The sequence below is a fragment of the Streptomyces sp. GQ60 genome (assembly GCF_059758875.1).
Genome location: NZ_JCAXEG010000005.1, coordinates 1 through 25929, shown reverse-complemented (window position 1 = coordinate 25929; position 25929 = coordinate 1). Strand labels below are relative to the sequence as shown.

The following is a 25929-nucleotide window of genomic DNA, read 5'->3' as shown; positions in this document are numbered from 1 at the left end:
GGGCGGGTGCACGATGGGGGCATGTCCGGTACCGCGCTCGACTCGTTCTCCCCCGCGACCCGTTCCTGGTTCACGGGGGCCTTCGTCTCGCCCACCTCCGCCCAGGAGGGCGCCTGGCGGGCCATCGGAGCGGGCTCGGACGTGCTGGTGGTGGCCCCCACCGGCTCCGGCAAGACCCTGGCCGCCTTCCTCGCCGCCCTCGACCAGCTCGCCTCGACCCCCCCGCCGGCCGAGCCGAAGAGGCGCTGCCGGGTGCTGTACATCTCGCCCCTGAAGGCCCTGGCGGTGGACGTGGAGCGCAATCTGCGCAGCCCGCTGACCGGCATCCGGCAGGAATCGGTGCGCCTGGGCCTGCCCGAGCCGGAGATCCGGGTCGGGATCCGCTCCGGCGACACCCCGCCGGCGGAGCGGCGCGCGCTGGTGACCCGGCCGCCGGACATCCTGATCACCACGCCCGAGTCGCTGTTCCTGATGCTGACCTCGGCCGCCCGCGAGGCCCTGGCCGGGATCGAGACGGTGATCCTGGACGAGGTGCACGCGGTCGCCGGGACCAAGCGCGGCGCCCATCTCGCGCTGTCCCTGGAGCGGTTGGACGAGCTGCTGTCCCGCCCCGCGCGCCGGATCGGGCTGTCGGCGACGGTCCGCCCGGTGGAGGAGGTGGCCCGCTACCTCGCTCCGCGCGGCAAGGTGGAGATCGTCCAGCCGCCCTCCACCAAGGAGTTCGACCTGTCGGTGGTGGTCCCGGTCGAGGACATGGGCGAATTGGGCGGCTCCCCCGCAACCGAGGGCAAGGAGGGCGGCGACAAGCCCTCCATCTGGCCGCACGTGGAGGAGCGGATCGCCGATCTGGTCCAGTCCCACCGCTCCACCATCGTGTTCGCCAACTCCCGCCGCCTCGCCGAGCGGCTGTGCAACCGGCTCAACGAGATCGCGTACGAGCGGGCCACCGGCGGCCCGCTGCCCGAGGGCCCGCCCCCGGCCGAGATCATGGCCCAGTCGGGCGCCGCCCAGGGCGCTCCCCCGCTGCTGGCCCGCGCCCACCACGGCTCGGTCTCCAAGGAGCAGCGGGCTCTGGTGGAGGAGGACTTGAAGGCGGGCCGGCTGCCCGCCGTGGTCGCCACCTCCAGCCTGGAGCTCGGCATCGACATGGGCGCGGTCGACCTCGTCATCCAGGTGGAGTCCCCGCCCTCGGTGGCCTCCGGGCTCCAGCGGGTGGGCCGGGCCGGGCACCAGGTGGGCGCGGTCTCCACCGGCGTCGTCTTCCCCAAGTACCGGGGCGACCTCGTCCAGGCGGCCGTGGTCACCGAGCGGATGCGCACGGGCTCGATCGAGTCCCTGCGGATCCCCTCCAACCCGCTGGACGTCCTCGCCCAGCAGCTCGTCGCGATGACCGCGATGGACACCTGGCAGCTGGACGACCTGCTCGCCCTGGTGCGGCGGGCCGCCCCCTTCGCGGCCCTGCCGGACTCGGCCTTCACGGCGGTGCTGGACATGCTGGCCGGCCGCTATCCCTCGGACGCGTTCGCCGAGCTCAGGCCCCGGGTGGTGTGGGACCGCGTCGCCGGTACGATCACCGGCCGGCCCGGCGCCCAGCGGCTCGCGGTCACCTCCGGCGGGACCATCCCGGACCGCGGCCTCTTCGGCGTCTTCCTGGCCGGGACCGACCCCAAGAAGGGCGGCGGCCGGGTCGGCGAGCTGGACGAGGAGATGGTCTACGAGTCCCGCGTCGGCGACGTCTTCACCCTCGGCACCACCTCCTGGCGGATCGTGGACATCACCCGCGACCGCGTCCTGGTCACCCCCGCCCCCGGGGTCCCGGGGCGCCTCCCGTTCTGGAAGGGCGACCAGTTGGGCCGCCCGCTGGAGCTCGGCCGCGCGGTGGGCGCGTTCCTGCGCGAGCTCGGCGGCCTCACGGCGGAGGACGCCCGCCTGCGCCTGCTGGCGGCGGGCCTGGACGCCTGGGCCGCGGAGAACGTCCTGTCCTACCTCGCCGAACAGCGCGAAGCCTGCGGCCACGTACCGGACGACCGGACCATCGTCGTCGAGCGGTTCCGCGACGAGCTCGGCGACTGGCGGGTCGTCGTCCACTCCCCCTTCGGCGCCCAGGTGCACGCCCCGTGGGCGCTGGCGCTCGGCGCCCGCCTCTCCGAGCGGTACGGGATGGACGCGCAGGTCATGCACGCCGACGACGGCATCGTGCTCCGCCTGCCGGACGCCGACCTGCTGAACATGGACCTGGACCTGCTGGACCACGACCCGGCGCCCAGCGGCCACTCCGCCTCCTTCGCCTTCGACGACGAGAAGCCGCCGCTGGGCGCGGCGGACGTCACCTTCGACCACGGCGACGTACAGCAGATCGTCACCGACCAGGTGGGCGGCTCCGCGCTGTTCGCCTCCCGCTTCCGCGAGTGCGCCGCGCGCGCCCTGCTGCTGCCGCGCCGCGATCCGGGCAAGCGCACCCCGCTGTGGCAGCAGCGCCAGCGCGCCTCCCAGCTCCTTCAGGTGGCCTCCGAGTTCGGCTCGTTCCCGATCGTGCTGGAAGCCGTACGGGAATGCCTGCAGGACGTCTTCGACGTGCCGGGCCTGACCGAGCTGATGGGGGACATCGAGGCGCGCCGGGTCCGCCTGGTCGAGGTCACCACCGTCGAGCCCTCCCCCTTCGCCCGCTCCCTCCTCTTCGGCTACGTCGCCCAGTTCCTCTACGAGGGCGACTCGCCGCTCGCCGAGCGCAGGGCGGCCGCGCTGTCGCTGGACTCCCGGCTGCTGGCCGAGCTGCTCGGCCAGGCGGAGCTCCGCGAGCTGCTCGACGCGGAGGTGCTGACGGAGCTGGAGCGGGAGCTCCAGTGGCTGACCGAGGAGCGGCGGGCCAAGGACGCCGAGTCGGTGGCCGACTTGCTGCGCCTGCTGGGCCCGCTCACCCCCGAGGAACTCGCCGCCCGCGGCGCGGAACCGCAGTGGGCTCCGTCCCTCTCCGCCTCCCGCCGGGCGATCCGGGTCCGGATCGGTGGCGAGGACCACTGGGCGGCCGTCGAGGACGCCGGCCGGCTGCGCGACGCGCTGGGCACGGCCCTTCCGGTGGGTGTCCCGGAGGCGTTCACCGAGCCGGTGAAGGACCCCCTCGGCGACCTCCTGGCCCGGTACGCCCGCACCCACGGCCCGTTCACCACGGTCACCGCCGCCGCCCGCTTCGGGCTGGGCACGGCCGTGACGGACGGCGCGCTGCACCGGCTCGCGGCGGCCGGCCGGGTGGTCCAGGGCGAGTTCCACCCGGCGGGCATCGGCCAGGAATGGTGCGACGCGACGGTGCTGCGCCGGCTTCGCCGCCGCTCGCTGGCAGCCCTGCGCCAGGAACTGGAGCCGGTGCCCCCCGCCTCCCTCGCCACCTTCCTCCCCCAGTGGCAGCACCTGGGCGGGGCCCTGCGCGGGGTCGACGGCCTGGCCCGCGCGATCGAGCAGCTCCAGGGCGCCGCGGTTCCCGCCTCGGCCCTCGAGCGCCTGATCCTCCCGTCCCGCGTATCGGACTACTCCCCGACCCTCCTGGACGAGCTGACCACCACGGGCGAAGTCGTCTGGGCGGGGGCAGGAGCCCTGCCGGGCAAGGACGGCTGGATCTCCCTCTACCTGGCGGAGACGGCCCCCCTCCTCCTCCCTCCTGCCCACCCCCTGGAGCTCACCCCGCTCCACGAGGCGGTCCTCGCCGCCCTCTCCGGCGGCTACGGCCTCTTCTTCCGCCAGCTCACGGACCGCGTCCGCGCCGTGCACCCGGACGCCTCGGACGCGGACCTCTCCTCCGCCGTCTGGGACCTGGCGTGGTCGGGCCGCCTGACGAACGACACCCTTGCCCCCCTGCGCTCCCTCCTCGGCTCGGGCCGCACGGCGGGCGCCACCGCCCACCGCGCACGCCGTACGATCCCCCGCGGCCGCTATGGCACCCTCACCACCCCTGCCTCCCGTACGGGCCCGCCCACGGTGTCGGGCCGCTGGTCCCTGCTCCCGGGCCACGCCCCGGACCCGACCCACCGCGCGCACGCCCTGGCCCGCACCCTGCTGGACCGCCACGGGGTGGTGACCCGGGGGGCGGTGGCCGCGGAAGGGGTGGAGGGCGGCTTCAGCGCGGTCTACCGGGTCCTCTCCGCCTTCGAGGACAGCGGCCAGGCCCGCAGGGGCTACGTGGTCGAGGGTCTGGGCGCGGCCCAGTTCGCCATGGACGGCGCGGTCGACCGCCTCCGCGCCGCCGAGCGGACCCCGCCCCCGCTGGCGGCGGTCGTCCTGGCGGCCGCCGACCCGGCGAACGCCTATGGCGCCGCCCTCCCGTGGCCGGAGCCCCCGTCCGGCGCCACGCACAAGCCGGGCCGCAAGGCGGGCTCCCTGGTGGTCCTGGTCGACGGAGACCTCATCCTCTACCTGGAGCGCGGCGGCAAAACCCTCCTCGCCTGGTCCGACCCCGACGACCCCCGCCTCACGGCCGCCGTATCAGCCCTCACCACGGCCTCCCACAAGGACACCCTCCCCACCCTCACGGTGGTACGCATCAACGCCGCCCCCGCCCTCACCTCCCCCTACGCCCCACCCATAGAAGCCACCGGCTTCCACGCCACCCCCCAGGGCCTGCGCCTGCGGCGCTGACCGGCCCCGTGTCACACCCCGCAGACCGGAGCCGGGACGGGGATCCGGGGCCGCCCCGGGACCGTCACTTTCGCCAGAACAGGTGGTGCGTCACCCCGCTCGGGCTGGGCACGACCTCCAGGTGGAACCGGTCGAGGAGCTCATCCGGGGACTCCCAAAGTCGTACTCCGGACCCGAGCTTCACCGGCGAGACCACCACGTGCACGGTGTCGACGAGGTCGGCGTCGAGAAACTGCCTGATGGTGGTGGCCCCGCCGCCGAGTCGGACGTCCTTGCCTTGCGCCGCCTCCCGGGCCCGAGCGAGGACCGTGGCCGGGTCACCGTCGACGAAGTGGAAGGTGGTGTCGGACAGCGTGAACGCAGGACGCTCGTGGTGGGTCATGACGAACACCGGGGAGCGGAACGGAGGCTCATCCCCCCCACCAGCCCTGCCACTCGTGGTCCTGCCACGGCCCGCGCTGGGGCCCGAACTTGTTGCGGCCCATGATCTCGGCACCGATGTTGCGTGCGTAGTCCCGCGTGAAGTAGTCGTCGAGGCCCCGGCTGCCCCCGGGATCGGTGCGCATGGGCCAGCTCGCTGTGGCGCCGGCCCAGGAGAAGAGCCTCTCCGGCTCGACATGGCCGAATGGCCTCTCCAGGGTCTGGTCCTCACCGGCACCGATGCCGTCACTCGAGACGACGAAGTTCTGGACCCTCAGTAGCTGAGCCATGTGTTCCTCCTGTGGTCGCGACAACGGTGATGAGACTCTTCGAGCCGGGCAAACTCATCGGTGCACCTGCGACCGGTCAGAACCGGCGCCCAGCCGACGGACCAAACACTGCCGCTCGAAGGCGAACGAAGCCACCGGGCCGAGGCGCAGGCCAAGAACCGGGATCCGGGGCGGAGTCCCGGGGAACTGAGGAGGGGCGGGCCGGGGAGCAAGCACCGCACGGCGGCGCCCCGGGCCGCTCCACGATCCCGACCCGCAGGAGAATGAACGCATGCCCGAAGGAGACTCCGTCTACCGCACCGCGGCCCGGCTCCGCGAAGCCCTCGCGGGCAAGGAGATCACCCGCTCCGACTTCCGCGTCCCGCGCTTCGCCACCGCGGACCTCACCGGTTTCACCACCCTCGAAGTCGTCCCCCGGGGCAAGCACCTCCTCATCCGCCTCGGCCAATCCGCAGCCCCCGACACCGGACCCGGCACCGGACCCGGACCGGAAACCACCCCCCACCCCCTCCTCACCCTCCACACCCACCTCCGCATGGACGGCGCCTGGCGCATCCTCCCCACCCCCACCACCGCCGCCGGCGCCCCCGCCCCACCCCGCCTACCCGGCCCCGCCCACGAGATCCGCGTCATCCTCGCCACCGCCGACCACACCGCCGTCGGCTACCGCCTCCCCGTCGTCGAACTGCTCCGCACCGCCGACGAGCACCGCGCCGTCGGCCACCTCGGCCCCGACCTCCTCGGCCCCGACTGGGACGAGGCCGTCGCCGCCGCGAACCTCCTCGCCGCCCCCGCCCGCCCCCTCGGCGAAGCCCTCCTCGACCAGCGCAACCTGGCCGGCATCGGCAACATCTACAAGGCCGAGCTCTGCTTCCTCGCCCAGGTCACCCCCTGGACCCCGGTAGGCGATCTGCCGGCCGCCACCCTCCCCCGCCTCGCCGCCGCCGCGCACCGCCTCCTCGACGCGAACAAGGCCCGCCGCCGCAACACCACCGGCAGCCGCCGCCCAGGCCAGGACCTGTTCGTCTACGGCCGCGCCCACCGCCCCTGCCTGCGTTGCGGCACTCCCGTCCGCGAGGCCCCCCAGGACGGCCGCCCCACCTACTGGTGTCCCCGGTGCCAATCCGGCCCGACACCTTAGTTGACGCCCCGTCAGATCCGGTCGTACCGTCCCCGCATGCCTACACCCAGCGCGTACGAACTCACCGGCCGCACCGCCCTGGTCACCGGCGCCGCCAGCGGCATCGGCCGGGCCACCGCCGTACTCCTCGCCGAGGCCGGAGCCGCCGTGCACTGCGCGGACCGCGACGCCCAAGGCCTCCAGGAGACCGTCGAACTGATCGCCAAGGCCGGCGGCCGGGCCACCGCCCACCCCCTCGACGTGACCGACCGCGCCGCGATCAGGGCGGCGATCGCACAGGCCGGCCCGCTCGACGTCACCGCCGCGATCGCCGGGATCATGCACCGCAGCAGCGTCCTGGAAACGACCGACGAGGACCTCGACCGGGTCCTGGACATCAACTTCAAGGGGGTCCTGCGCACCTGCCAGGAGGCGGCCCGTGCCATGATCGCGGCCGGTCGGCCCGGTTCGATCATCACCATGGCCTCCGGCGCCGTGGACGCCGCCCAGCCCGGCCTGCTCTGCTACAGCGCCGCCAAGGCCGCCGTCGTCCAGCTCACCAAAACCCTCGCCACCGAGGCCGGCCCGCACGGCATCCGCGTGAACGCCGTCGCGCCCGGCTGGATCCGCACCCCGATGACCGGCCGGCACAGCCCCGAGGTCCAGGAGCAGACCGAGGCGGTGATGACGCGCATGTCCCCGCTACGCCGCGTGGGCGAGCCCGAGGACATAGCCCAGGCGGTGCTCTACCTCGCCTCGGACGCCTCGTCCTTCATGACGGGCCAGATCCTTCGCCCGAACGGTGGAGTCTCCATGCCCTGGTAGCCGGCCACCCGACCACCCACGCGACATCCGCCCACCCGGCACCCGGCCCACGCCCACACGCCACCCGCCACGCGCCACCGGCCCACGCGGCACGCACCCGCACCCGGCGCCCGCCTAGCCTCCCCCCGGATCCCCGCCCCCCGGCGTCACAGCCCCCGCCTCCCCCACCCCCACCGACCCGGCAGCAGCCCACTCAGCACCACCACCACCGCCCGAGACACCCCCGCCGCCCCCGGCTCCGCCCCCGTCACCACGCACACCGCCCGCAGCCCCACGACGGCGACCCAGCGGCCCCGGCACGACGTGCACCGGCAGTAGCCCCAGCCCCCATCCCCCGACGGCGACCGCACCCTCCACCGGCCCGGCCTCGGCCGGTGCCAGCACGAGCCGCAGCACGGCCCACCACCACAGGACGCCCACCGACAGCGCGAGGGCCAGACCCACGGGTATACCCAGCAACCGCCGCACGGCCACCTCCAGGGGCCGGAGACCCGAACGGGCCCATCCTCCCGCACCCCGCCCGTACCCGCACCCCGCCCGCACCCCGCCCGCTCCCCCTCCGCGCCGCAGCGGAACACCACTCACACCCACCACGGCAAAGAGCCCCGCCCGGCACCCAAGGGCACCGGCCGGGGCTCCGGCCACACTCATACGCTCAGCACGCCGCGCACGCACACACTCACGCGCACGGACAGACGCTCACGCGACTCACTCACGCACGCATCACGCGGCTACGACATTCACCGCTTCCACGGGCGCCTTGATGGTCACCCGTTCCGGACCCGTGACCGAGGCCACGGATACCGAATTGAGCATCGGGCGGACCGGTGCGGACACCGGTTCGCTCGCCGCGGCGGACTGGGCCAGCTCGGCGAGCGAGAGCTCGTCGCTGACTTCCCGCATCAGCTCTGACATCCGTACGTCAAGCGCGTCGCAGATCGCGGAGAGCAGCTCGGAAGATGCCTCCTTCTGCCCCCGCTCCACCTCGGAGAGATAGCCGAGCGAAACTCGGGCGGACGAGGAGACTTCGCGCAGAGTACGGCCCTGGCGCTGGCGCTGCCGACGCAGCACGTCACCCAGCAGGCGACGGAGCAGAATCATCGGTGGCTCCCTCCTCTGACCGTGTAGCCGTAACCTTCACGCCCCACCGTACCGCCTCGCGCGGCGGCCGTGCGGGGAGCGATGTCGTGTTCACTCAGGGCTGCAAACATCAAATCCCCCCGTCCTGTTCCGTATCCTGCCCCCGCAGATTCTCGCGGAGTTCGCTCGCGAGCAGCTCGAGCACTGTCCGTGCACTCTCCCTACGGATTTCCGCACGGGAGCCTTTCAACCGCAGCCGGGCCGTTTTCCTGCCCCGGGGGCCCGCCACGGCGATGAAAACGGTGCCCACCGGTTGCCCGTCCTGCGGCTCGGGACCGGCCACCCCGGTGGTCGCGATGCCCCAGGAGGCACCGAGCACGCGCCGCACTCCGACCGCCATCTCCTCCGCGACCTGCGGGTTCACCGCACCTTCGGCCGCGAGCAGCTCGGCGTCCACGCCCAGCACCCGGTGTTTCAGCTCGGTCGCGTACGCCGTCACGGACCCGCGGAAGGACTTCGATGCGCCCGGGACCGCCGTGAGCTCGGCGGCCACCATGCCGCCGGTCAACGACTCCGCCACCGCGACCGTACCGTTACTCTCCGCGAGGAGTCGCAGCACATCGGCCGCGACCGCCCCACTGTCCCCAGCAGCACCCGCGGCATTCCGCAGCGCTCCACCGGCCACCGAAGAACCACCCGCCTCTTGCAAAACCGCGTCGTACTCCGGCAAGTTCACCGCGCGGCACGCTCTGCGGCGAACCCCTTGCGGCGGAGCACGACGGCCTGCCGGACGTAGTCCAAACCGGTGACGACGGTCAGGACGACGGCGGCCGCCATCACCCAGAACCGCAGCGTCGCCAGCGGCCCGGTCAGCGCGAGCACGTACATGCCCACCGCCACGCCCTGGGTCAGGGTCTTCAGCTTCCCGCCCCGGCTCGCCGGGATCACTCCGTACCTGATGACCCAGAAACGCATGAGCGTGATCCCGAGTTCCCGGCCGAGGATCACCCCGGTGACCCACCAGGGGAGGTCGCCGAGCCAGGACAGACACACCAATGCCGACCCCATGATCGCCTTGTCGGCGATGGGGTCGGCGATCTTCCCGAAGTCAGTGACCAGGTTGTACGTACGGGCCAGATGCCCGTCGAAGATGTCGGTGATCATGGCGACGGCGAACGCCGCCCACGCCAGCGCCCGCCAGACGGGGTCGTAGCCCCCGTCGGCGAGCAGCAGCATCACGAATCCCGGCACCAGGACCAGCCGGATCATCGTCAGGATGTTGGCGATGTTCCACAGGCTGGCCTGATTGACCGCCGCGGCGCCCAGCTTCGCGCCGGGCGCGGGCCGACGGCCGGTCCCGCCCGCCGCAGATGCCGGGGCTCCGGTCATCCGGCCGCCTCCTCAAGATCCATGCCCAGGGGCTCCGCCACCAGGTCCACACCCAGGGTGCCGACCACCTTCGCCGTGACGATACGCCCCGGGACGAGGCCCGCGCCGTCGGTGAAGACGACCTGGCCGTCGGTCTCGGGGGCCTGGTGGGCGGCGCGCCCGTAGGCTCCCTCGCCGTCCTCCGCCTCGTCGATCGGGACGACCGTCTCGACGAGCACTTCCAGGGTCTCCCCGATCCGCTCCTCCGCGCGCTGCGAGGTGAGCTCTTCGGCGAGGCGCTGCATGTGGGCGAGGCGCTCGGCGATGGTGTCGGCGTCCAGCTTGTTCTCGTAGGTGACGGCCTCGGTGCCGTCCTCGTCGGAGTAGCCGAAGACGCCGATGGCGTCGAGCCGCGCGCTGGTGAGGAAACGCTCCAGCTCGGCGAAGTCCGACTCCTTCTCGCCGGGGAAGCCGACGATGAAGTTGGACCGGACGCCGGCCGTCGGGGCCTTGGTGCGGATGGTGTCCAGCAGCTCCAGGAACCGGTCGGTGTCACCGAAGCGGCGCATGGCGCGCAGCACGTCGGGGGCCGAGTGCTGGAAGGAGAGGTCGAAGTACGGGACGACCTTGGGGGTCGAGGTGAGTACGTCGATCAGGCCGGGCCGCATCTCGGCGGGCTGGAGGTAGCTGACGCGGACGCGCTCGATGCCGTCCACCTCGGCCAGCTCGGGCAGCAGGGTCTCCAGCAGGCGGATGTCGCCCAGGTCCTTGCCGTACGAGGTGTTGTTCTCGGAGACCAGCATGATCTCCTTGACGCCCTGCTCCGCGAGCCAGCGCGTCTCGCCCAGCACGTCGCTGGGGCGGCGGGAGATGAAGGAGCCGCGGAAGGACGGGATGGCGCAGAAGGAGCAGCGCCGGTCACAGCCGGAGGCCAGCTTGACCGAGGCGACCGGGCTCTTGTCCAGGCGGCGGCGCAGCGGCGCACGCGGACCGGAGGCGGGCGCGACGCCCTCCGGAAGGTCCGCGGGGGCGGCCGTCTCGTCGGGGGCCTGCGCATGGCCCGGCAGGGCCACGTCGGCGTCCTGGCGCTGGGCCGGGCTGATCGGCAGCAGCTTGCGCCGGTCGCGCGGGGTGTGGGAGGCGTGGACGCCGCCGTTGAGGATGGTCTGGAGGCGGTCGGAGATGTCGGCGTAGTCGTCGAAGCCGAGCACGCCGTCGGCCTCGGGGAGCGCTTCGGCAAGTTCCTTGCCGTAGCGCTCGGCCATACAGCCGACGGCTACGACGGCCTGCGTGCGGCCGTGATCCTTGAGATCGTTGGCCTCCAGCAGGGCGTCTACGGAGTCTTTCTTGGCGGCTTCGACGAAGCCGCAGGTGTTGACGACGGCTACGTCCGCATCGGCGGCGTCCTCGACGAGCTCCCAGCCATCCGCCGCCAAGCGGCCTGCGAGCTCCTCCGAGTCCACCTCGTTACGGGCGCAGCCAAGAGTGACAAGGGCGACGGTACGGCGTTCGGGCATGGACTCAAGACTACTTCGTCCCGGCACCGGCCCCCGCCTCCCGTCCCGGACGACAAGATCCCCGGGGTGCGGCGCGGCACCCCGGGGATCCGGAACGTTTTATTCCCTGCTGGTCAGCCCGCCTGGGCCTGGCCCTCACGGGGGTCGTCCTTGGTGTATGTGAGACGTTCCACCTGTCCGGGCTGGAACTCGTCCTTGATCTCCTTGCCGTTCACGAAGAGCTTCACGACCCCGGCATCGCCGAGCACCAGGTCGATGGACTCCTTGTCCGTGAACGTCTTCGACTGACCCTGTTCGAGGGTGCCGTCGAAGAGGAGCCGGCCGCTGTGGTCCTTGGCCGAGATCCAGCTCTCGCCGTCGTTGGCCGTCAGGACGACCGTGACGAGGCCCTTGGGCGCGGCGGCGATGGCGCTGTCCGAGGGCTCCGGCTTGGGAGCCGTAGGCGCCGGCGGTGCCTGGACCGAGGGCTTGGACGCGTTCGGAGTGGGTGCGGGCTTCGGCGCGGAGGAACCTTCCGCCACCGGCCGCTTGGTCTTCTCGTCGGTGCCGCCGAAGGCCGTGAAGCCGACGAAGCCGATCACGGCGACGATGGCGGCGACCATGGCGGCGGTCCAGTTGGGCCGCTGCCGTTCGGGGCGGATCCGCTCGGCTTCGAACCGGGGCGCGGCGGGGGTGGGTGCCGGCCGGCCGCCGTGGGCCGCGTCGTAGCTGTCGATCAGGGGTTCCGGATCGAGTCGTACGGCACGGGCGAGCGTACGGATGTGGCCGCGGGCATAGACATCGCCGCCGCAGCGCGTGAAATCGTCGGATTCGATCGCGTGCACGATCGGAATGCGCACGCGGGTGGTGGAACTGACCTCGTCGACAGTCAGCCCGGCGGCGATCCGGGCCTTCTTGAGGGCCGTCCCGATGGACGGCTCTTCGACGGAACGTTCGACGAGGCGGTCCTCGGACCGGTCGTCGGTCGAAGGCCGCTCTTCTTCGGGGGAGTTGGCGTTGCCGATGGACACGAGGGCGCCTTTCGAGCGTGTAGCCACCTGCTGGATGTCCAGTCTAGGGGGGTGACGAAAGGGTGAGGCAACCGGAGGGGGGACTCCCTACGCCATACGAATGGCCAAAGAGCTCCCGCCCGGTGCGGCGACCCGGAACAGGCCGCCACCTCCCTCAACTAGACACGGGACCGGGGGAAACGGTTGCCCCCGATCCTTTGCGCGTTACTCGGGAGTCTCCCCCCGGATCACCGCGAGCACGCCGTCCAGTTCGTCGGCCTTCAGCAGCACGTCGCGCGCCTTCGACCCCTCGCTCGGTCCGACGATCCCCCGCGACTCCATCAGGTCCATCAGCCGCCCGGCCTTCGCGAACCCGACCCGCAGCTTGCGCTGGAGCATCGAGGTGGACCCGAACTGCGTCGAGACGACCAGCTCGGCCGCCTGGCACAGCAGGTCCAGGTCGTCGCCGATCTCCTCGTCGATCTCCTTCTTCTGCTTCTGCCCGACGGTGACGTCGTTGCGGAAGACGGGCGCCATCTGGTCCTTGCAGTGCTGCACGATCCCGGCGATCTCGTCCTCGGTGACGAAGGCCCCCTGGAGCCGCACGGGCTTGTTCGCGCCCATCGGCAGGAACAGCCCGTCGCCCTTGCCGATGAGCTTCTCCGCACCCGGCTGGTCGAGGATGACCCGGCTGTCGGCGAGCGAGGAGGTGGCGAAGGCCAGCCGCGAGGGCACGTTCGCCTTGATCAGACCCGTCACCACGTCCACCGAGGGCCGCTGGGTCGCGAGCACCAGGTGGATGCCGGCCGCGCGGGCCAGCTGGGTGATGCGGACGATCGAGTCCTCCACGTCGCGCGGGGCCACCATCATCAGGTCGGCGAGCTCGTCGACGATCACCAGCAGGTACGGGTACGGGCTGAGCTCGCGCTCGCTGCCCGGCGGCAGTTTGATCTTGCCGTCGCGGATCGCCTTGTTGAAGTCGTCGATGTGCCGGTACCCGAAGGCCGCCAGGTCGTCGTAGCGCAGGTCCATCTCGCGCACGACCCACTGGAGCGCCTCGGCGGCCCGCTTGGGGTTGGTGATGATCGGCGTGATCAGGTGCGGGATGCCCTCGTACGCCGTCAGCTCCACCCGCTTGGGGTCCACGAGCACCATCCGGACGTCCTCCGGGGTGGCCCGCACCATCACCGAGGTGATCAGGCAGTTGATGCAGGAGGACTTTCCGGAACCGGTGGCTCCGGCGACCAGCACGTGCGGCATCTTCGCCAGGTTGGCCATGACGTAGCCGCCCTCGACGTCCTTGCCGAGCGCCACCAGCATCGGGTGGTCGTCCTCGGCGGCGTCCGCCAGCCGGAGCACGTCACCCAGGTTGACCATCTCGCGGTCGGTGTTCGGGATCTCGATGCCGACCGCCGACTTGCCCGGGATCGGGCTGATGATGCGCACGTCGGGCGAGGCCACGGCGTAGGCGATGTTCTTCGCCAGCGCCGTGATCCGCTCGACCTTCACGGCCGGGCCCAGCTCCACCTCGTAGCGGGTCACCGTCGGCCCCCGGGTGAAACCGGTGACCTTCGCGTCGACCTTGAACTCCATGAACACGTTCGTCAGCGAGGCCACGACCGCGTCGTTCGCGGCGCTACGGGTCTTGCCCGGCCCGCCCTTCTCCAGCAGGTCCAGCGAGGGCAGGGAGTACGTGATGTCCCCGCGGAGCTGCAGCTGCTCGGCGCGGGGCGGCAGCGCCTGGGTCTGGGGCGGGGCCTTGGTCAGGTCGGGAACGGACAGCGTCCCGGAGGCCGCCGCCGTGGTGTCGTGCGGCGCGGCCGCGTCCGCGGCGGGCTTCGCCTCGGGGGCCGGCCGCTCCTCCCGGGCGGGCCCCTCCTCCCGGGCCGCCGGGACCGGAGCGGTGATCTCTGAACCTTCGCGACCTTCGCGCTCCCCCGAGATGCCCTGCGTGAGGTCGGCGACCAGCGGGGAGGGCGGCATCCCGCCGTACACCGCCCCGTCCAGCGCGGCGGCGGCCGCCGCGGCCACGTCGACGGCGTCCATCCCGCGGTCCATGGCCGGCCGGCCCGCGGCCCGCCGGGGGCGCCGCCGCCGGGCGAGCGCCTCCTCCTCGGCGGCGTCCGCCGGGTCTCCCGGCCCGTCGGCGCCGGAGCGGGCCCGCCACTGCTCGGCATCGTGCCGGTCCGCGGCGGCCGAGGCCGCGCTCGCGGGGTCCCCGTACTCGGCGTCGTATTCGTTCGGAGCGATGACCCCGAGGCGGATGCCCGCGCTCCGCAGCCGCTGCGGGATCGCGTTGACGGGGGTGGCGGTAACCACCAGCAGCCCGAAGACGGTGAGCAGCACCAGCATCGGCACGGCCAGCGGCGCGCCCATCGTGAAGATCAGCGGCTTCGAGGCGCCCCAGCCGATCAGCCCGCCGGCGTTCTGCATCGCGGTGGTGCCCTCGTCGCGCCCGGGGGCTCCGCAGGCGATGTGCACGAGCCCCAGGACTCCGATGACCAGCGCGGAGAGCCCGATGCCGATGCGGCCGTTGGCGTCGGCCTGTTCGGGATGGCGGATGAAACGTACCGCCATGACGCCGAGCAGGACCGGCACGAGCAGGTCGAGCCGCCCGAAGGCGCCGGTGACCAACATGGTCACCAGATCCCCGACGGGCCCGCTCAGGTTCGACCAGGTCCCGGCGGCGACGATCAGCGCGAGCGCGAGCAGCAGCAGGGCGAGGCCGTCCTTGCGGTGGGCCGGGTCGAGGTTCTTCGCACCCTGGCCGATGCCGCGGAAGATCGCGCCGACCGCGTGCGCGATGCCGAGCCAGAAGGCGCGCACCAGCCGCACCACTCCCCCGGTGGGGGACGGCGCGGGCTTGGGCGCGACCTTCTTGACGGGTGCGCGCTTGCCGGCGGGCGCCGCCTTCTTGGCGGGCGGCTTGCGGGCTGGGGCAGCCTTCTTCGCCGGCGCCGTCGTACGGCCGGTGCGGCCCTTCGCGGCGCCCGCCGTGCTCTGGGAACCCTTACCGGACGTACTTGAGGCCATGCGCCCGAGGTTACCGGTGCGCGCGCCGGTGGACACGCGTGCCCACCCCTTCACCCGTTCGTGTCGTTTCGAGTCTCGGGTGGGAGCGCCCGCGCCCTCGCCCCGTACCGTCGGCCCGCCATGACGCCCCGCCAGACCTGACGGCCCGCCAGACGGGCCCGTACGTGGGGCCCGTACGCGCCCTCACGCCGGTCCGCCGTCACACCGGACTCCCGCACGCCGGGCCGCGAGCCGCCCGCGCGGGGCTCAGCCCTGAGCGGGCAGTACGGGAGCCCCGCCGCCGGTCCCCGGCTCCAGCGCGTCGAGCGCCCGCCGCAGTCCGGTGAGCTTGCGCTCGAGATGAGCGGCCGTGGCCACCACCGAGGCGTCGGCCGCCTCTTCCCCGAGCTGCTTGGTCAGCGCCTCCGCCTGCTCCTCCACGGCGGCCAGCCGCGCGGAGAGCTCGGCCAGCAGGCCGGCCGTCTCCTTGGAGCCGTCCACCGCACCGTTGGAGCTGCCGCCCTCCAGCTGGAGCCTCAGCAGCGCCGCCTGCTCGCGCAGTTGGCAGTTCTTCGTATACAGCTCGACGAACACCGAGACCTTGGCCCGCAGCACCCACGGGTCGAAGGGCTTGGAGATGTAGTCCACCGCGCCCGCCGCGTACCCGCGGAAGGTGTGGTGCGGGCCGTGGTTGATCGCCGTGAGGAAGATGATCGGGATGTCCCGGGTCCGCTCCCGCCGCTTGATGTGCGCGGCCGTCTCGAACCCGTCCATGCCCGGCATCTGCACGTCGAGCAGGATGACCGCGAAGTCGTCCGTCAGCAGCGCCTTGAGCGCTTCCTCCCCCGACGACGCCCGGACCAGTGTCTGATCGAGCGCGGAGAGGATGGCCTCCAGCGCCAGCAGATTCTCCGGCCGGTCGTCGACCAGGAGGATCTTGGCCTTCTGCACCATGCCCTGTCCTCCTCGCCCCGGCATGGGGCCTCCCCGGCTCCTGGCTCCGGCCTGTGCGCCGGGCCCCGCCCCAGAGGACGGCATCCTTGCGCCGTCCGTCCTTGTGCCGGTCATCGTAGCCCCAGTCCCGAGATCGCCACACCCTGTCACCAAGATGTCACAGCGCACGAAGCGGAAACGTGGTGGAAGGGCAGAAGGTTCCCTCGGGAGTCCCCCTCCGCCCGACCGGTCACGCCCCGGCCCCGCGCATGTGCCCTTCCATGACCGACAGTAGGTAGTCGGGTTCGACCGGCTTGGTCACGTAGTCCGAGGCACCGGACTCGATCGCCTTCTCCCGGTCCCCCTTCATGGCCTTCGCCGTCAGCGCGATGATCGGCAGCCCCTCGAACTGCGGCATCCGCCGGATCGCCGAGGTCGTCGCGTACCCGTCCATCTCCGGCATCATGATGTCCATCAGCACGAGCGCCACGTCGTCGTGCTGCTCCAGGACCTCGATGCCCTCCCGGCCGTTCTCCGCGTACAGCACCGCCAGCCCGTGCTGCTCCAGCACGCTGGTCAGCGCGAAGACGTTGCGCACGTCGTCGTCCACGATCAGCACCCGCTCGCCGTGGAAGTCGTACGTCCGCGGCGCCTGGGGCAGCGGCTCCTCCACGGCCCACGCGTCCGCGTCGCCCTGTCCGGGCACCTCGGCCCGCAGCGGCGGCTCGGCCATCGCCTTGCGGCGCCGCCGGAACAACGCGGAGGACCCCTGCCCGACCGGTTCCCCGGCCCGCGGCAGCGACATCGGCCCCACGGGCGCTACGGGGCCCTGCGCCACCGGCGCCGCCGGCAGCTCGGGCCGCACCTCCTCGGCGGCCGGGCGGCGGTACAGCTCCCCGCGCGCCCCGCCGGGCGTCGGCGGCGCGTACCCCTGCGGGGGCAGCTCGCTCGGGTGCAGCGGCAGGTACAGGGTGAAGGTCGACCCGCGGCCGGGCTCGCTCGCCGCGTGGATCTCCCCGCCCAGCAGCCGGGCGATCTCCCGGCTGATGGACAGTCCGAGGCCGGTGCCGCCGTACTTGCGGCTGGTGGTGCCGTCGGCCTGCTTGAACGCCTCGAAGATCACCAGCATCTTGCTCGCGGCGATCCCGATCCCGGTGTCGGTCACCGAGAAGGCGATCAGGTCGGCGTCCGCCTCCCGCAGCGAACCCGCCTCCAGGAGCTGTTCGCGGATCGCGATGGGCACGTCGGCCCCGGCGGGCCGGATCACCAGCTCCACCGCGCCGGTGTCGGTGAACTTCACCGCGTTCGACAGCAGGTTCCGCAGCACCTGGAGCAACCTCTGCTCGTCGGTGTGCAGGGTCGCCGGGAGCTCCGGGGAGACCCGTACCGAGAAGTCGAGGCCCTTCTCCGCGGTGAGCGGCCGGAAGGTGGCCTCCACGTAGTCGACGAGCTGGACCAGCGCGATCCGGGTCGGGGAGACGTCCATCTTCCCGGCCTCGACCTTCGACAGGTCGAGGATGTCGTTGATCAGCTGGAGCAGGTCGGAGCCGGCCCCGTGGATGGTCTCGGCGAACTCCACCTGCTTGGGCGAGAGGTTCTCGTCCGCGTTGTCGGCGAGCAGCTTGGCCAGGATCAGCAGGGAGTTGAGCGGGGTCCGCAGCTCGTGCGACATGTTCGCCAGGAACTCGCTCTTGTACCGCATCGAGACCGCGAGCTGCTCGGCGCGCTCCTCCAGGACCTGCCGGGCCTCCTCGATCTCGGTGTTCTTCACCTCGATGTCCCGGTTCTGCTGGGCCAGCAGCTCGGCCTTCTCCTCCAGCTCGGCGTTGGCCGCCTGGAGGGCCTTCTGCCGGTTCTCCAGCTCGTCGGAGCGCTCGCGCAGCTGCTCGGTCATCTCCTGCGACTGCTTGAGCAGCATCTCCGTCTTGGAGTTCACGGAGATGGTGTTGACGCTCGTGCCGATCATCTCGGCGATCTGGCTGAGGAAGTCCTTCTGGATCTGCGTGAAGGGCTGGAAGGAAGCCAGCTCGATGACGCCCAGCACCTTCCCCTCGAAGAGCACCGGCAGCACGATCACGTGCGCCGGCGGGGCCTCCCCGAGGCCGGAGGAGATCTTCAGGTAGCCGGGCGGCGTGTTCTCGATGAGCACCATCCGCTTCTCCTCGGCGACCATCCCGATCAGTCCCTCCCCCGGCCGGAAGGAGATGGGCATCTGACCGCCGGCGTACGCGTAGCTCCCGCGCATCCGCAGTTCGTACGAGCCTTCCGCGCCCCCGTCCGTCCCGATCTCGGTGGTTCCGCCGGCCGGCAGCGCGAGGAAGAACGCGCCGTGCTGCGCCGACACCACCGGGGTCAGCTCGCTCATGATCAGCGAGGCCACGTCGTCCAGCTCGCGGCGGCCCTGCATCAGGGCGGAGATGCGGGCGAGGTTGCCCTTGAGCCAGTCCTGCTCCTTGTTGGCCAAGGTGGTGTCGCGCAGGTTGGCGATCATCGTGTTGAGGTTGTCCTGGAGGACCTGGATCTCACCGGCCGCGTCGACGTCGATCTTCAGGTTGAGATCGCCCCGCGTCACCGCGGTGGCGACGGCCGCGATGGCACGCACCTGCCGGGTGAGGTTCCCGGCCATCTCGTTCACGGACTCGGTCAGGTCCCGCCAGGTGCCGTCCACGTCCCGGACGCGGGCCTGGCCGCCGAGGATGCCCTCCGTACCCACCTCGCGGGCCACGCGGGTCACCTGGTCGGCGAAGGAGGAGAGCTGGTCGACCATCGTGTTGATGGTGGTCTTGAGCTCCAGGATCTCACCGCGCGCGTCGATGTCGATCTTCTTGGTCATGTCGCCCTTGGCGATGGCGGTCGTGACCATGGCGATCTGCCGCACCTGGCCGGTGAGGTTGGAGGCCATGAAGTTCACCGAGTCGGTGAGGTCCTTCCACGTCCCGGAGACGCCGGGCACGTGCGCCTGGCCGCCCAGGCGGCCCTCCGTACCCACCTCGCGGGCCACGCGCGTGACCTCGTCCGCGAAGGAGGACAGCGTTTTGACCATGGTGTTGACGGTGTCGGCGAGCTGCGCGACCTCGCCGCGCGCCTCCACGGTGACCGTCTTGGTCAGGTCGCCGTTGGCCACCGCGGTCGACACCTGGGCGATCCCGCGCACCTGGGCGGTCAGGTTGCCGGCCATGGTGTTGACGTTGTCGCTGAGGTCCTTCCAGATGCCGGTGACCCCGCGCACCCGGGCCTGGCCGCCGAGGATGCCCTCGGTGCCCACCTCGCGGGCCACCCGCGTCACCTGCTCGGCGAAGGACGACAGCTGGTCCACCATCGTGTTCACGGTGGTGACGAGCTCCAGGATCTCGCCCTTGGCATCGACGGTGATCTTCTTGGAAAGGTCGCCCATGGCGACCGCCGTGGTCACCTCGGCGATGTTGCGCACCTGCGAGGTCAGGTTGTTCGCCATGAAGTTGACGGACTGGGTGAGGTCCTTCCAGGTGCCGGAGACGCCCTTCACCTCGGCCTGGCCGCCCAGGATGCCCTCGGTGCCCACCTCCCGGGCCACCCGGGTCACCTGCTCCGCGAAGTTCGAAAGCTGGTCGACCATCGTGTTGAGGGTGTTCTTCAGCTCCAGGATCTCGCCCCGGGCGTCGACCTCGATCTTCTGCGACAGGTCGCCGCGCGCCACCGCGGTGGCGACCTGCGCGATGTTGCGCACCTGCGAGGTCAGGTTCCCCGCCATGCCGTTCACGGAGTCCGTCAGATCGCGCCACACGCCGGCCACACCGGGCACCTGCGCCTGACCGCCGAGCCGGCCCTCCGTACCCACGTCCCGGGCCACCCGGGTCACCTGCTCGGCGAAGGCCGAGAGCTGGTCGACCATGGTGTTGATGGTGTTCTTCAGCTCCAGGATCTCGCCGCGCGCGTCCACGTCGATCTTCTGGGAGAGGTCGCCGCGTGCCACGGCCGTGGTCACCTGGGCGATCTGGCGCACCTGGGAGGTCAGGTTCCCGGCCATGAAGTTGACGGAGTCGGTGAGCTCCTTCCACGTGCCGGACACCCCCTCGACCCGTGCCTGGCCGCCGAGCCGGCCCTCCGTGCCCACGTCCCGTGCCATCCGTGTGACCTGGTCGGCGAAGGAGGACAGCTGGTCCACCATCGTGTTCACGGTGTTCTTCAGCTGCAGCATCTCGCCGGAGACGTCGACCGTGACCTTCTGCGACAGGTCGCCGTTGGCCACCGCCGTCGTCACCTGGGCGATGTTGCGAACCTGGCCGGTGAGGTTGCGGAAGGCGGTGTTCACCGAGTCGGTGAGGTCCTTCCACGTCCCCGCCGCGCCCGGCACCTGCGCCTGCCCGCCCAGTTCGCCCTCGACGCCGACCTCACGGGCCACCCGCGTCACTTCCGCACCGAAGGACTGGAGCTGGTCCACCATCGTGTTGACGGTGTTCTTCAGCTCCAGCATCTCGCCGGCCACGTTCACGGTGACCTTCTGCGACAGGTCGCCGTTCGCCACCGCCGTCGTCACCTGGGCGATGTCGCGCACCTGCGTGGTGAGGTTGCGGAAGACCGTGTTCACCGAGTCGGTGAGGTCCTTCCACGTCCCGGCCGCGCCCGGCACCTGCGCCTGCCCGCCGAGCAGGCCCTTCGCCCCGACCTCGCTGGCCACCCGCGTGACCTCGTCCGCGAAGGTCCGTAGCGTCTCGGTCATCTGGTTGATCGTTTCGGCCAGCTGCGCGACCTCGCCGCGCGCGCTGACCCGGACCTTCTGCGACAGGTCGCCGTTGGCCACGGCCGTGGTCACCTGCGCGATGCCGCGCACCTGTGCCGTCAGGTTGCCCGCCATCGTGTTGACGGAGTCGGTCAGGTCCTTCCACACGCCGGCGACCCCGGGCACCTTCGCCTGACCGCCGAGCTCACCCTCCGTACCCACCTCGCGGGCCACGCGGGTCACCTCGGAGGAGAACGAGGAGAGCTGGTCCACCATCGTGTTCACGGTGTTCTTCAGCTGCAGCATCTCGCCGGCCACGTGCACCGTGACCTTGCGCGACAGGTCGCCCTTGGCCACCGCCGTGGTCACGAGAGCGATATCACGCACCTGAGCGGTGAGCCGGTACGCCATCGTGTTGACGGAGTCGGTCAGATCCTTCCAGGATCCGGACATTCCGCGCACTTGTGCCTGGCCGCCGAGCTTGCCCTCGGTACCCACCTCCAGCGCCACCCGCGTCACCTCGTCGGTGAACGCGGAGAGCTGGTCGACCAGGTTGTTGACCGTCCGCCCGACCTTCAGGAACTCCCCGCGCAGCGGGTGCCCGGCACCCTCCGCGGCCTGGGTCCGCAGGTCCATGCGCTGATCGAGGTCACCCTCGGCGACCGCCGACAGCACCCGGCCCACCTCGGACACCGGCCGGGCCAGGTCATCGACCAGCTGGTTCGAGGCGTCGATCGCGGCCGCCCAGGAGCCCTCGCAGGCACCCGTTTCCAGCCGTTCGCTGAGCTTGCCCTCGCGGCCCACCATCCGCCGCACCCGGGACAGCTCCCCGGTCAGGTGGAGATTGCGGTCGGCGACCTCGTTGTAGACGGCGGCGATCTCCGCCATCACCCCGTCGCCGGACACCGTCAACCGCTTGCGGAAGTTCCCGTCCCGCATCGACACCAGGGCCGTGAGCAGCCTGTTCAGGGCCGCGGTATCGACTTCCGTCGTCCCGCCCCGCCGGGAGCGTCCTCCCTTCGGGCGCGTTCCCGTACGCCGCACCGCCGCGCCAGCCTCCACCGTGTCCCTCCCGAAGGGGTCGACCACTGTTCCACCGGGCATCTTGTTCATCAGACCGCGTCCACTTACGCCGTGCCCATCTACGCCGTGCCCATCTGCGCCGTCATGTATTACCCGACTCCAAGCCTGCCCAGTGTTTCACCCCTGCCGAACCCGGCCATAACACTCCGGCACCATCGCACACCGGCCACACCCTGCGGGTGGATTCCCCGACGACGGCACCATGGCGACCGTGAAGGTAAGTAACCTGGCATCCGTTGTCCACCGCGTCGAAGGAGACTTGTGATCACGGCACGGGCGGCTGCCAGTTTCGATCCACAGGGGCGTTCGGTCGCTGCTGCCCGCGCATTCGTCCGCGACACCCTCCAGGGCTGGGGTTTCGCGGACATCATCGACGACGCGGTGGTCCTCACCAGCGAGCTCGTCACCAACGCCGTCGTCCACGCCGGGACCCGCGCCGAGGTCCTGTGCCTGCGCACCGAGGACGGCGTACGGGTAGAGGTGGCCGACCGCTACCCGGAGCGCGAGCTCCCGCTCCAGCACCCCGGCGAGCGCCCGTACGCGGACCCCGACCGCGAGAACGGCCGCGGGCTCATGCTCTGCGCCGCCCTCGCCACCCGCTGGGGCGTCGAGTACACGGCCGCGCACAAACACGTGTGGTTCCGGCTCGACATGCCGGACCGTCCGGTCGGTACCCGCTCCGCGGGACCCGTGGTCCCGGACCAGCTCCTCCCCCTGGCCGACAGCCGGGTCCGCGTCGCCGTCGTCCAGATCGACGCCGCCGGCACCGTCTCCGCCTGGAACGAGGACGCCGAGATCATCTTCGGGCACCTCGCCTCGAAGGCGGTCGGCCGCCCGCTCGCCGAGCTCGCCGCCTGGCCGCAGACCCCCGGCACCGGCACCGGCATCGCCGAGGCCCTGCGCCTGTCCCGCTGGGAGGGCAGCTACGGCATCCGCGGCGCCGACGGCCGCGTCATCCCGATCTACGCCTCCCACCTGCGGGTCCGCGATGCCCACGGTGAGCCCTCCATCGTCTGCCTGCTCGTGCACGACGACGAGCGCGCCCTGCTGCAGAGCCCCGTACGGGTCCCCATGGACGGCGGCCACCTGACCGAGGCCCGCCCCACGGACCCCTTCGAGATCTTCATCGGCTCCCCCGCCCCGGACGACCTCGACGGCCTCCTCCAGCGCACCGTGGAACGCGCCCGCGACCTCCTCGACGCCGACTCCGCCTTCCTCCTCCTCGCCACCGACGACGAGACCGAGCTCGAAGTCCGGGCCACCACCGGCCTGCCCTCCACCCGTCAGCGCTTCGCCCGCGTCCCCGTCGAAGCCGGCACCAACCGGTACGGCAGCGCCCGCATGCCCGCCGTCCACGAGGACCTCATCGTCGTCCCCGGTGCGGTTCCCCTCCTGGAAGCCACCGGCATGCGCTCCGCCATCACCGTCCCCCTCAAGGTCGAAGGCCGCCTCACCGGCTCCCTCGGCGTGGCCGCCGAGATCCCCGGCCGCTACTCCAACGACGACGCACTGCGCCTGCAGTTCGCCGCGGACCGCATCGCCCTCGCGGTGGAATCGGCCCGCCTCGGCGAGCTCGAACGACTGCGCCGCGGTTCCCTCTCCTTCCTCGTCGAGGCCTCCGACCTGCTCGCCGGCACCCTCGACCGGGACCAGACCCTGGCCCTCATGGCCCAGATGACCGTCCCCACCCTCGCCACGTGGTGCGCGGTGTACACGATCGCCGACCAGGCCTCCGACCCGTTCCTCTCGTACGTCCTGCACGAGGACGAGGAACGCATCGACGGCCTCAAAGCCCTGCTCTCCCAGGTCAGCCCGCCCGAACCGGTCCGCGAGGCCGGCGCCCGCCCCTGGCCAGCCACCGCGATCGCGGTCGGCGGCGAAACGGTGGTCCTCCCCCTCCTCGCCCGCAACCGCGTCATCGGCATGCTGACCCTCGGCAAGCCCTCCGAGGAGCACTTCCGGCAGGAGATCCTCGAACTCGCCGAGGACCTCTCCCGCCGCGCCGCCCTCGCCCTGGACAACGCCCGCCTGTACTCCGAGCGCACCGCCATCAGCCGCTCCCTCCAGCGCAGCCTGCTGCCGCCCGGCTCCCCCGCCATCCCCGGCATCGAGGTCGAGGTCATCTACCGCGCCGCCGGCGAGGGCAACGAGGTGGGCGGCGACTTCTACGACGTCTTCCCGATCCGCCCCGGTGTCTACGGGTTCGCCATCGGCGACGTCTGCGGCACCGGCCCGGAGGCGGCCGCCGTCACCGGCCTGGCCCGCCACGCCCTGCGCCTCCTGGCCCGCGAGGGCCTCGGCGGTCCGGCCGTACTGGAGCGCCTCAACGCGGCGATCCTCGACGAGGGCGACCGCAGCCGCTTCCTCACCCTCCTCTACGGCGAACTGCACCCCCAGCCCGACGGCAGCGCCCACATGAAGGTCGTCTGCGCGGGCCACCCGCTGCCGCTGCGCCTGCGGCCGAACGGCGAAGTGACCCCGGCCGCCGACCCGCAGCCCCTCCTGGGCGTCCTCGACGACCTTGACCTCTACGAGCAGACCCTGACCCTGGACCCGGGCGACGTCCTGCTCTGCGTCACCGACGGCGTCACCGAACGCCGCGAGGGCTCCCGCATGCTCGGCGACGACGGCCTCGCCGAGGTCCTCACCACCTGTACGGGGCTCACCGCCGGCGCCGTCGCCTCCCGCGTCCTGCGCGCGGTGGAACGCTTCGCCGCCGAACCGGCCTCCGACGACATGGCCATCCTGGCGTTCCGCATCCCCCGCCAGCGCGACGGCGACTGAGGACGCCGCCGCGCCACACCACTCACCGACGAGGCGGCCCCGCAACCAGGATCATGAACGACGGGGCCGCCATTTCCGCGGTCCAGGGCGTACTGCCCGTATCGACGACCGCGTCACGGCCGGCGTCGGACCGGAAAGAGGACGGAGAGGGGGACGGGGAGGGGGACGGGGAGGGGGACGGGGAGGGGGACGGGGAGGCGTCGTCGGCAGCCGAGGCCGTCCTGGACGTGCGGACGAGGTGCGGGATCCGTTCGGTACTCATGAGCGTTCCTCCCGTGGATCAAGGGGCTGGGACTCCTACTGATCCCATTGCGCCCCGAACCCCGCCCATGGTCACGACCCGAAGATTCGGGGCTTGACTTCAGACGTCACTCCGCCGCGTCAGCGCGATCCCCAGCACGTCCCGCACATACAGCTCGACGAACTCGGGCAGCCAGGGATCACCAGCCATCCGGTCGAAGACCTTCACCAGCCGGTCGTCCGGCTCCTCGGTCAGCAGCACGATCCGCCAGGTGTTCAGCGGCCGCTCGTCGGTACCGGCGACCCCGTGCTGCACGTGGAACAACGGCTGGCGGCCGTCCGCGTGCAGCGGACCGCCCTGTACGTCGAAGACGGTCTCCCGGCCGAGGAAGGTGACCACCTGCCGGTCGTGGTTCAGGTACGTCTCTTCGAGCACGAGCCCGTACTCGTCCGGCGCGAGCCACAGCCTCTGCTGCGACTGCCTGACGAACTCGGCCCCCAGCTCCGCGCCCGTGCGGCCCGGCACCCAGGCGGAAGCAGTGCCCTCCTTGATGACCTGCGGAATGAAGGCACCCGGATTGCCGGCCTTCCGGACTTCCATGTCCCACATCCCCGCCCGGTCCAGGCCCACCGGCTCTCCGGCGACGTACCGCTCCCCCAGGATCCGGTTCACGTCCACGGCCGGCAGAACCGCGCGGGTATACCTCTCGTCGGCCCAGGCCTGTTCGAACTCGGCCTCGGCCGGAGTCTGATCCGACATCACGCGTCCCTCCCCATGAATACCTCTTCAAGATCAACTCGAAGGATACTCACGGAACCGGAAACGCAAAAAGGCCCCCGCCAATGGCGGGGGCCTTCTCGTTTTGGAGCCCTTTAACGGAATCGAACCGTTGACCTTCTCCTTACCATGGAGACGCTCTACCGACTGAGCTAAAAGGGCGGG

At 71.7% G+C, this 25929-nt stretch carries 13 protein-coding genes, 1 tRNA gene and 1 pseudogene; 4 read left to right on the top strand and 11 right to left on the bottom strand.

The window, feature by feature from the left end; genetic code table 11:
* Positions 1-21: 21 nt before the first annotated feature.
* On the top strand, positions 22-4626 hold the full coding sequence (locus tag AC6CKD_RS14345; protein WP_498327611.1) for an ATP-dependent helicase: 4605 nt from the start codon (positions 22-24) through the stop codon (positions 4624-4626).
* A 64-nt stretch (positions 4627-4690) separates the two neighbouring features.
* Here AC6CKD_RS14345 and AC6CKD_RS14340 read toward each other — a convergent pair.
* Positions 4691-5336: pseudogene (locus tag AC6CKD_RS14340) on the bottom strand (dihydrofolate reductase family protein).
* Positions 5337-5607: 271 nt separating this feature from the next.
* Here AC6CKD_RS14340 and AC6CKD_RS14335 point away from each other — a divergent pair.
* Both AC6CKD_RS14335 and AC6CKD_RS14330 read left to right on the top strand, forming a co-directional pair.
* Entirely contained in the window at positions 5608-6477 is an 870-nt protein-coding gene (locus AC6CKD_RS14335) for an Fpg/Nei family DNA glycosylase (RefSeq protein ID WP_498327610.1), read from the top strand.
* A gap of 36 nt (positions 6478-6513) precedes the next feature.
* Complete coding sequence (locus AC6CKD_RS14330; protein WP_498327609.1) at positions 6514-7281, top strand: SDR family NAD(P)-dependent oxidoreductase; 768 nt, start codon at positions 6514-6516, stop codon at positions 7279-7281.
* A gap of 723 nt (positions 7282-8004) precedes the next feature.
* On the opposite strand, the gene AC6CKD_RS14325 is transcribed toward AC6CKD_RS14330, so the two are convergent.
* The 8 genes from AC6CKD_RS14325 to AC6CKD_RS14290 all read right to left on the bottom strand — a co-directional run bounded on the left by AC6CKD_RS14325 (position 8005) and on the right by AC6CKD_RS14290 (position 21983).
* Positions 8005-8382: a helix-turn-helix domain-containing protein gene (locus AC6CKD_RS14325; protein ID WP_274549825.1), complete on the bottom strand. Its 378-nt coding sequence runs from the start codon at positions 8380-8382 to the stop codon at positions 8005-8007.
* A 109-nt stretch (positions 8383-8491) separates the two neighbouring features.
* Positions 8492-9031, bottom strand: a complete 540-nt coding sequence (locus tag AC6CKD_RS14320) for a CinA family protein (RefSeq protein ID WP_498328110.1) — start codon at positions 9029-9031, stop codon at positions 8492-8494.
* 62 nt (positions 9032-9093) lie between these two features.
* Complete coding sequence (gene pgsA / locus AC6CKD_RS14315; RefSeq protein WP_498327607.1) at positions 9094-9750, bottom strand: CDP-diacylglycerol--glycerol-3-phosphate 3-phosphatidyltransferase; 657 nt, start codon at positions 9748-9750, stop codon at positions 9094-9096.
* The gene (gene rimO / locus AC6CKD_RS14310; RefSeq protein ID WP_498327606.1) at positions 9747-11246 is read right to left on the bottom strand and encodes a 30S ribosomal protein S12 methylthiotransferase RimO; all 1500 of its coding nucleotides are present in this window, start codon (positions 11244-11246) and stop codon (positions 9747-9749) included. Before rimO ends, pgsA begins: the two co-directional genes overlap by 4 nt.
* Before the next feature lie 113 nt (positions 11247-11359).
* Positions 11360-12256 carry a helix-turn-helix domain-containing protein gene (locus AC6CKD_RS14305; RefSeq protein WP_498327604.1) on the bottom strand — a complete coding sequence of 299 codons (897 nt, stop codon included), beginning with the start codon at positions 12254-12256 and terminating at the stop codon, positions 11360-11362.
* 204 nt (positions 12257-12460) lie between these two features.
* Positions 12461-15268 carry an FtsK/SpoIIIE family DNA translocase gene (locus AC6CKD_RS14300; RefSeq protein WP_498327603.1) on the bottom strand — a complete coding sequence of 936 codons (2808 nt, stop codon included), beginning with the start codon at positions 15266-15268 and terminating at the stop codon, positions 12461-12463.
* Between the two features lie 246 nt (positions 15269-15514).
* Positions 15515-16201 carry a response regulator gene (locus tag AC6CKD_RS14295; RefSeq protein WP_498327602.1) on the bottom strand — a complete coding sequence of 229 codons (687 nt, stop codon included), beginning with the start codon at positions 16199-16201 and terminating at the stop codon, positions 15515-15517.
* 229 nt (positions 16202-16430) lie between these two features.
* Positions 16431-21983, bottom strand: coding sequence for a HAMP domain-containing hybrid sensor histidine kinase/response regulator (locus AC6CKD_RS14290; RefSeq protein WP_498328108.1), 5553 nt, complete (start codon positions 21981-21983; stop codon positions 16431-16433).
* A gap of 240 nt (positions 21984-22223) precedes the next feature.
* On the opposite strand from AC6CKD_RS14290, the gene AC6CKD_RS14285 reads away from it, so the two are divergent.
* Positions 22224-24746 (top strand): SpoIIE family protein phosphatase, encoded by a 2523-nt coding sequence (locus AC6CKD_RS14285; protein WP_498327601.1) that lies wholly within the window; start codon positions 22224-22226, stop codon positions 24744-24746.
* Positions 24747-25107: 361 nt separating this feature from the next.
* On the opposite strand, the gene AC6CKD_RS14280 is transcribed toward AC6CKD_RS14285, so the two are convergent.
* Complete coding sequence (locus AC6CKD_RS14280) at positions 25108-25746, bottom strand: hypothetical protein (RefSeq protein ID WP_498327600.1); 639 nt, start codon at positions 25744-25746, stop codon at positions 25108-25110.
* 104 nt (positions 25747-25850) lie between these two features.
* A tRNA-Thr gene (locus AC6CKD_RS14275) sits at positions 25851-25926 on the bottom strand.
* Between the last annotated feature and the right edge of the window lie 3 nt (positions 25927-25929).

What these genes read in the sequence shown, in the direction of transcription:
- AC6CKD_RS14330 (WP_498327609.1), top strand. Translation starts at nt 6,514, where the DNA reads ATGCCTACACCCAGCGCGTACGAACTCACCGGCCGCACCGCCCTGGTC.
- AC6CKD_RS14280 (WP_498327600.1), bottom strand. Translation starts at nt 25,746, where the DNA reads ATGTCGGATCAGACTCCGGCCGAGGCCGAGTTCGAACAGGCCTGGGCC.
- AC6CKD_RS14325 (WP_274549825.1), bottom strand. Translation starts at nt 8,382, where the DNA reads ATGATTCTGCTCCGTCGCCTGCTGGGTGACGTGCTGCGTCGGCAGCGC.
- AC6CKD_RS14290 (WP_498328108.1), bottom strand. Translation starts at nt 21,983, where the DNA reads ATGCCCGGTGGAACAGTGGTCGACCCCTTCGGGAGGGACACGGTGGAG.
- AC6CKD_RS14335 (WP_498327610.1), top strand. Translation starts at nt 5,608, where the DNA reads ATGCCCGAAGGAGACTCCGTCTACCGCACCGCGGCCCGGCTCCGCGAA.
- rimO (WP_498327606.1), bottom strand. Translation starts at nt 11,246, where the DNA reads ATGCCCGAACGCCGTACCGTCGCCCTTGTCACTCTTGGCTGCGCCCGT.
- AC6CKD_RS14295 (WP_498327602.1), bottom strand. Translation starts at nt 16,201, where the DNA reads ATGGTGCAGAAGGCCAAGATCCTCCTGGTCGACGACCGGCCGGAGAAT.
- AC6CKD_RS14300 (WP_498327603.1), bottom strand. Translation starts at nt 15,268, where the DNA reads ATGGCCTCAAGTACGTCCGGTAAGGGTTCCCAGAGCACGGCGGGCGCC.
- AC6CKD_RS14345 (WP_498327611.1), top strand. Translation starts at nt 22, where the DNA reads ATGTCCGGTACCGCGCTCGACTCGTTCTCCCCCGCGACCCGTTCCTGG.
- pgsA (WP_498327607.1), bottom strand. Translation starts at nt 9,750, where the DNA reads ATGACCGGAGCCCCGGCATCTGCGGCGGGCGGGACCGGCCGTCGGCCC.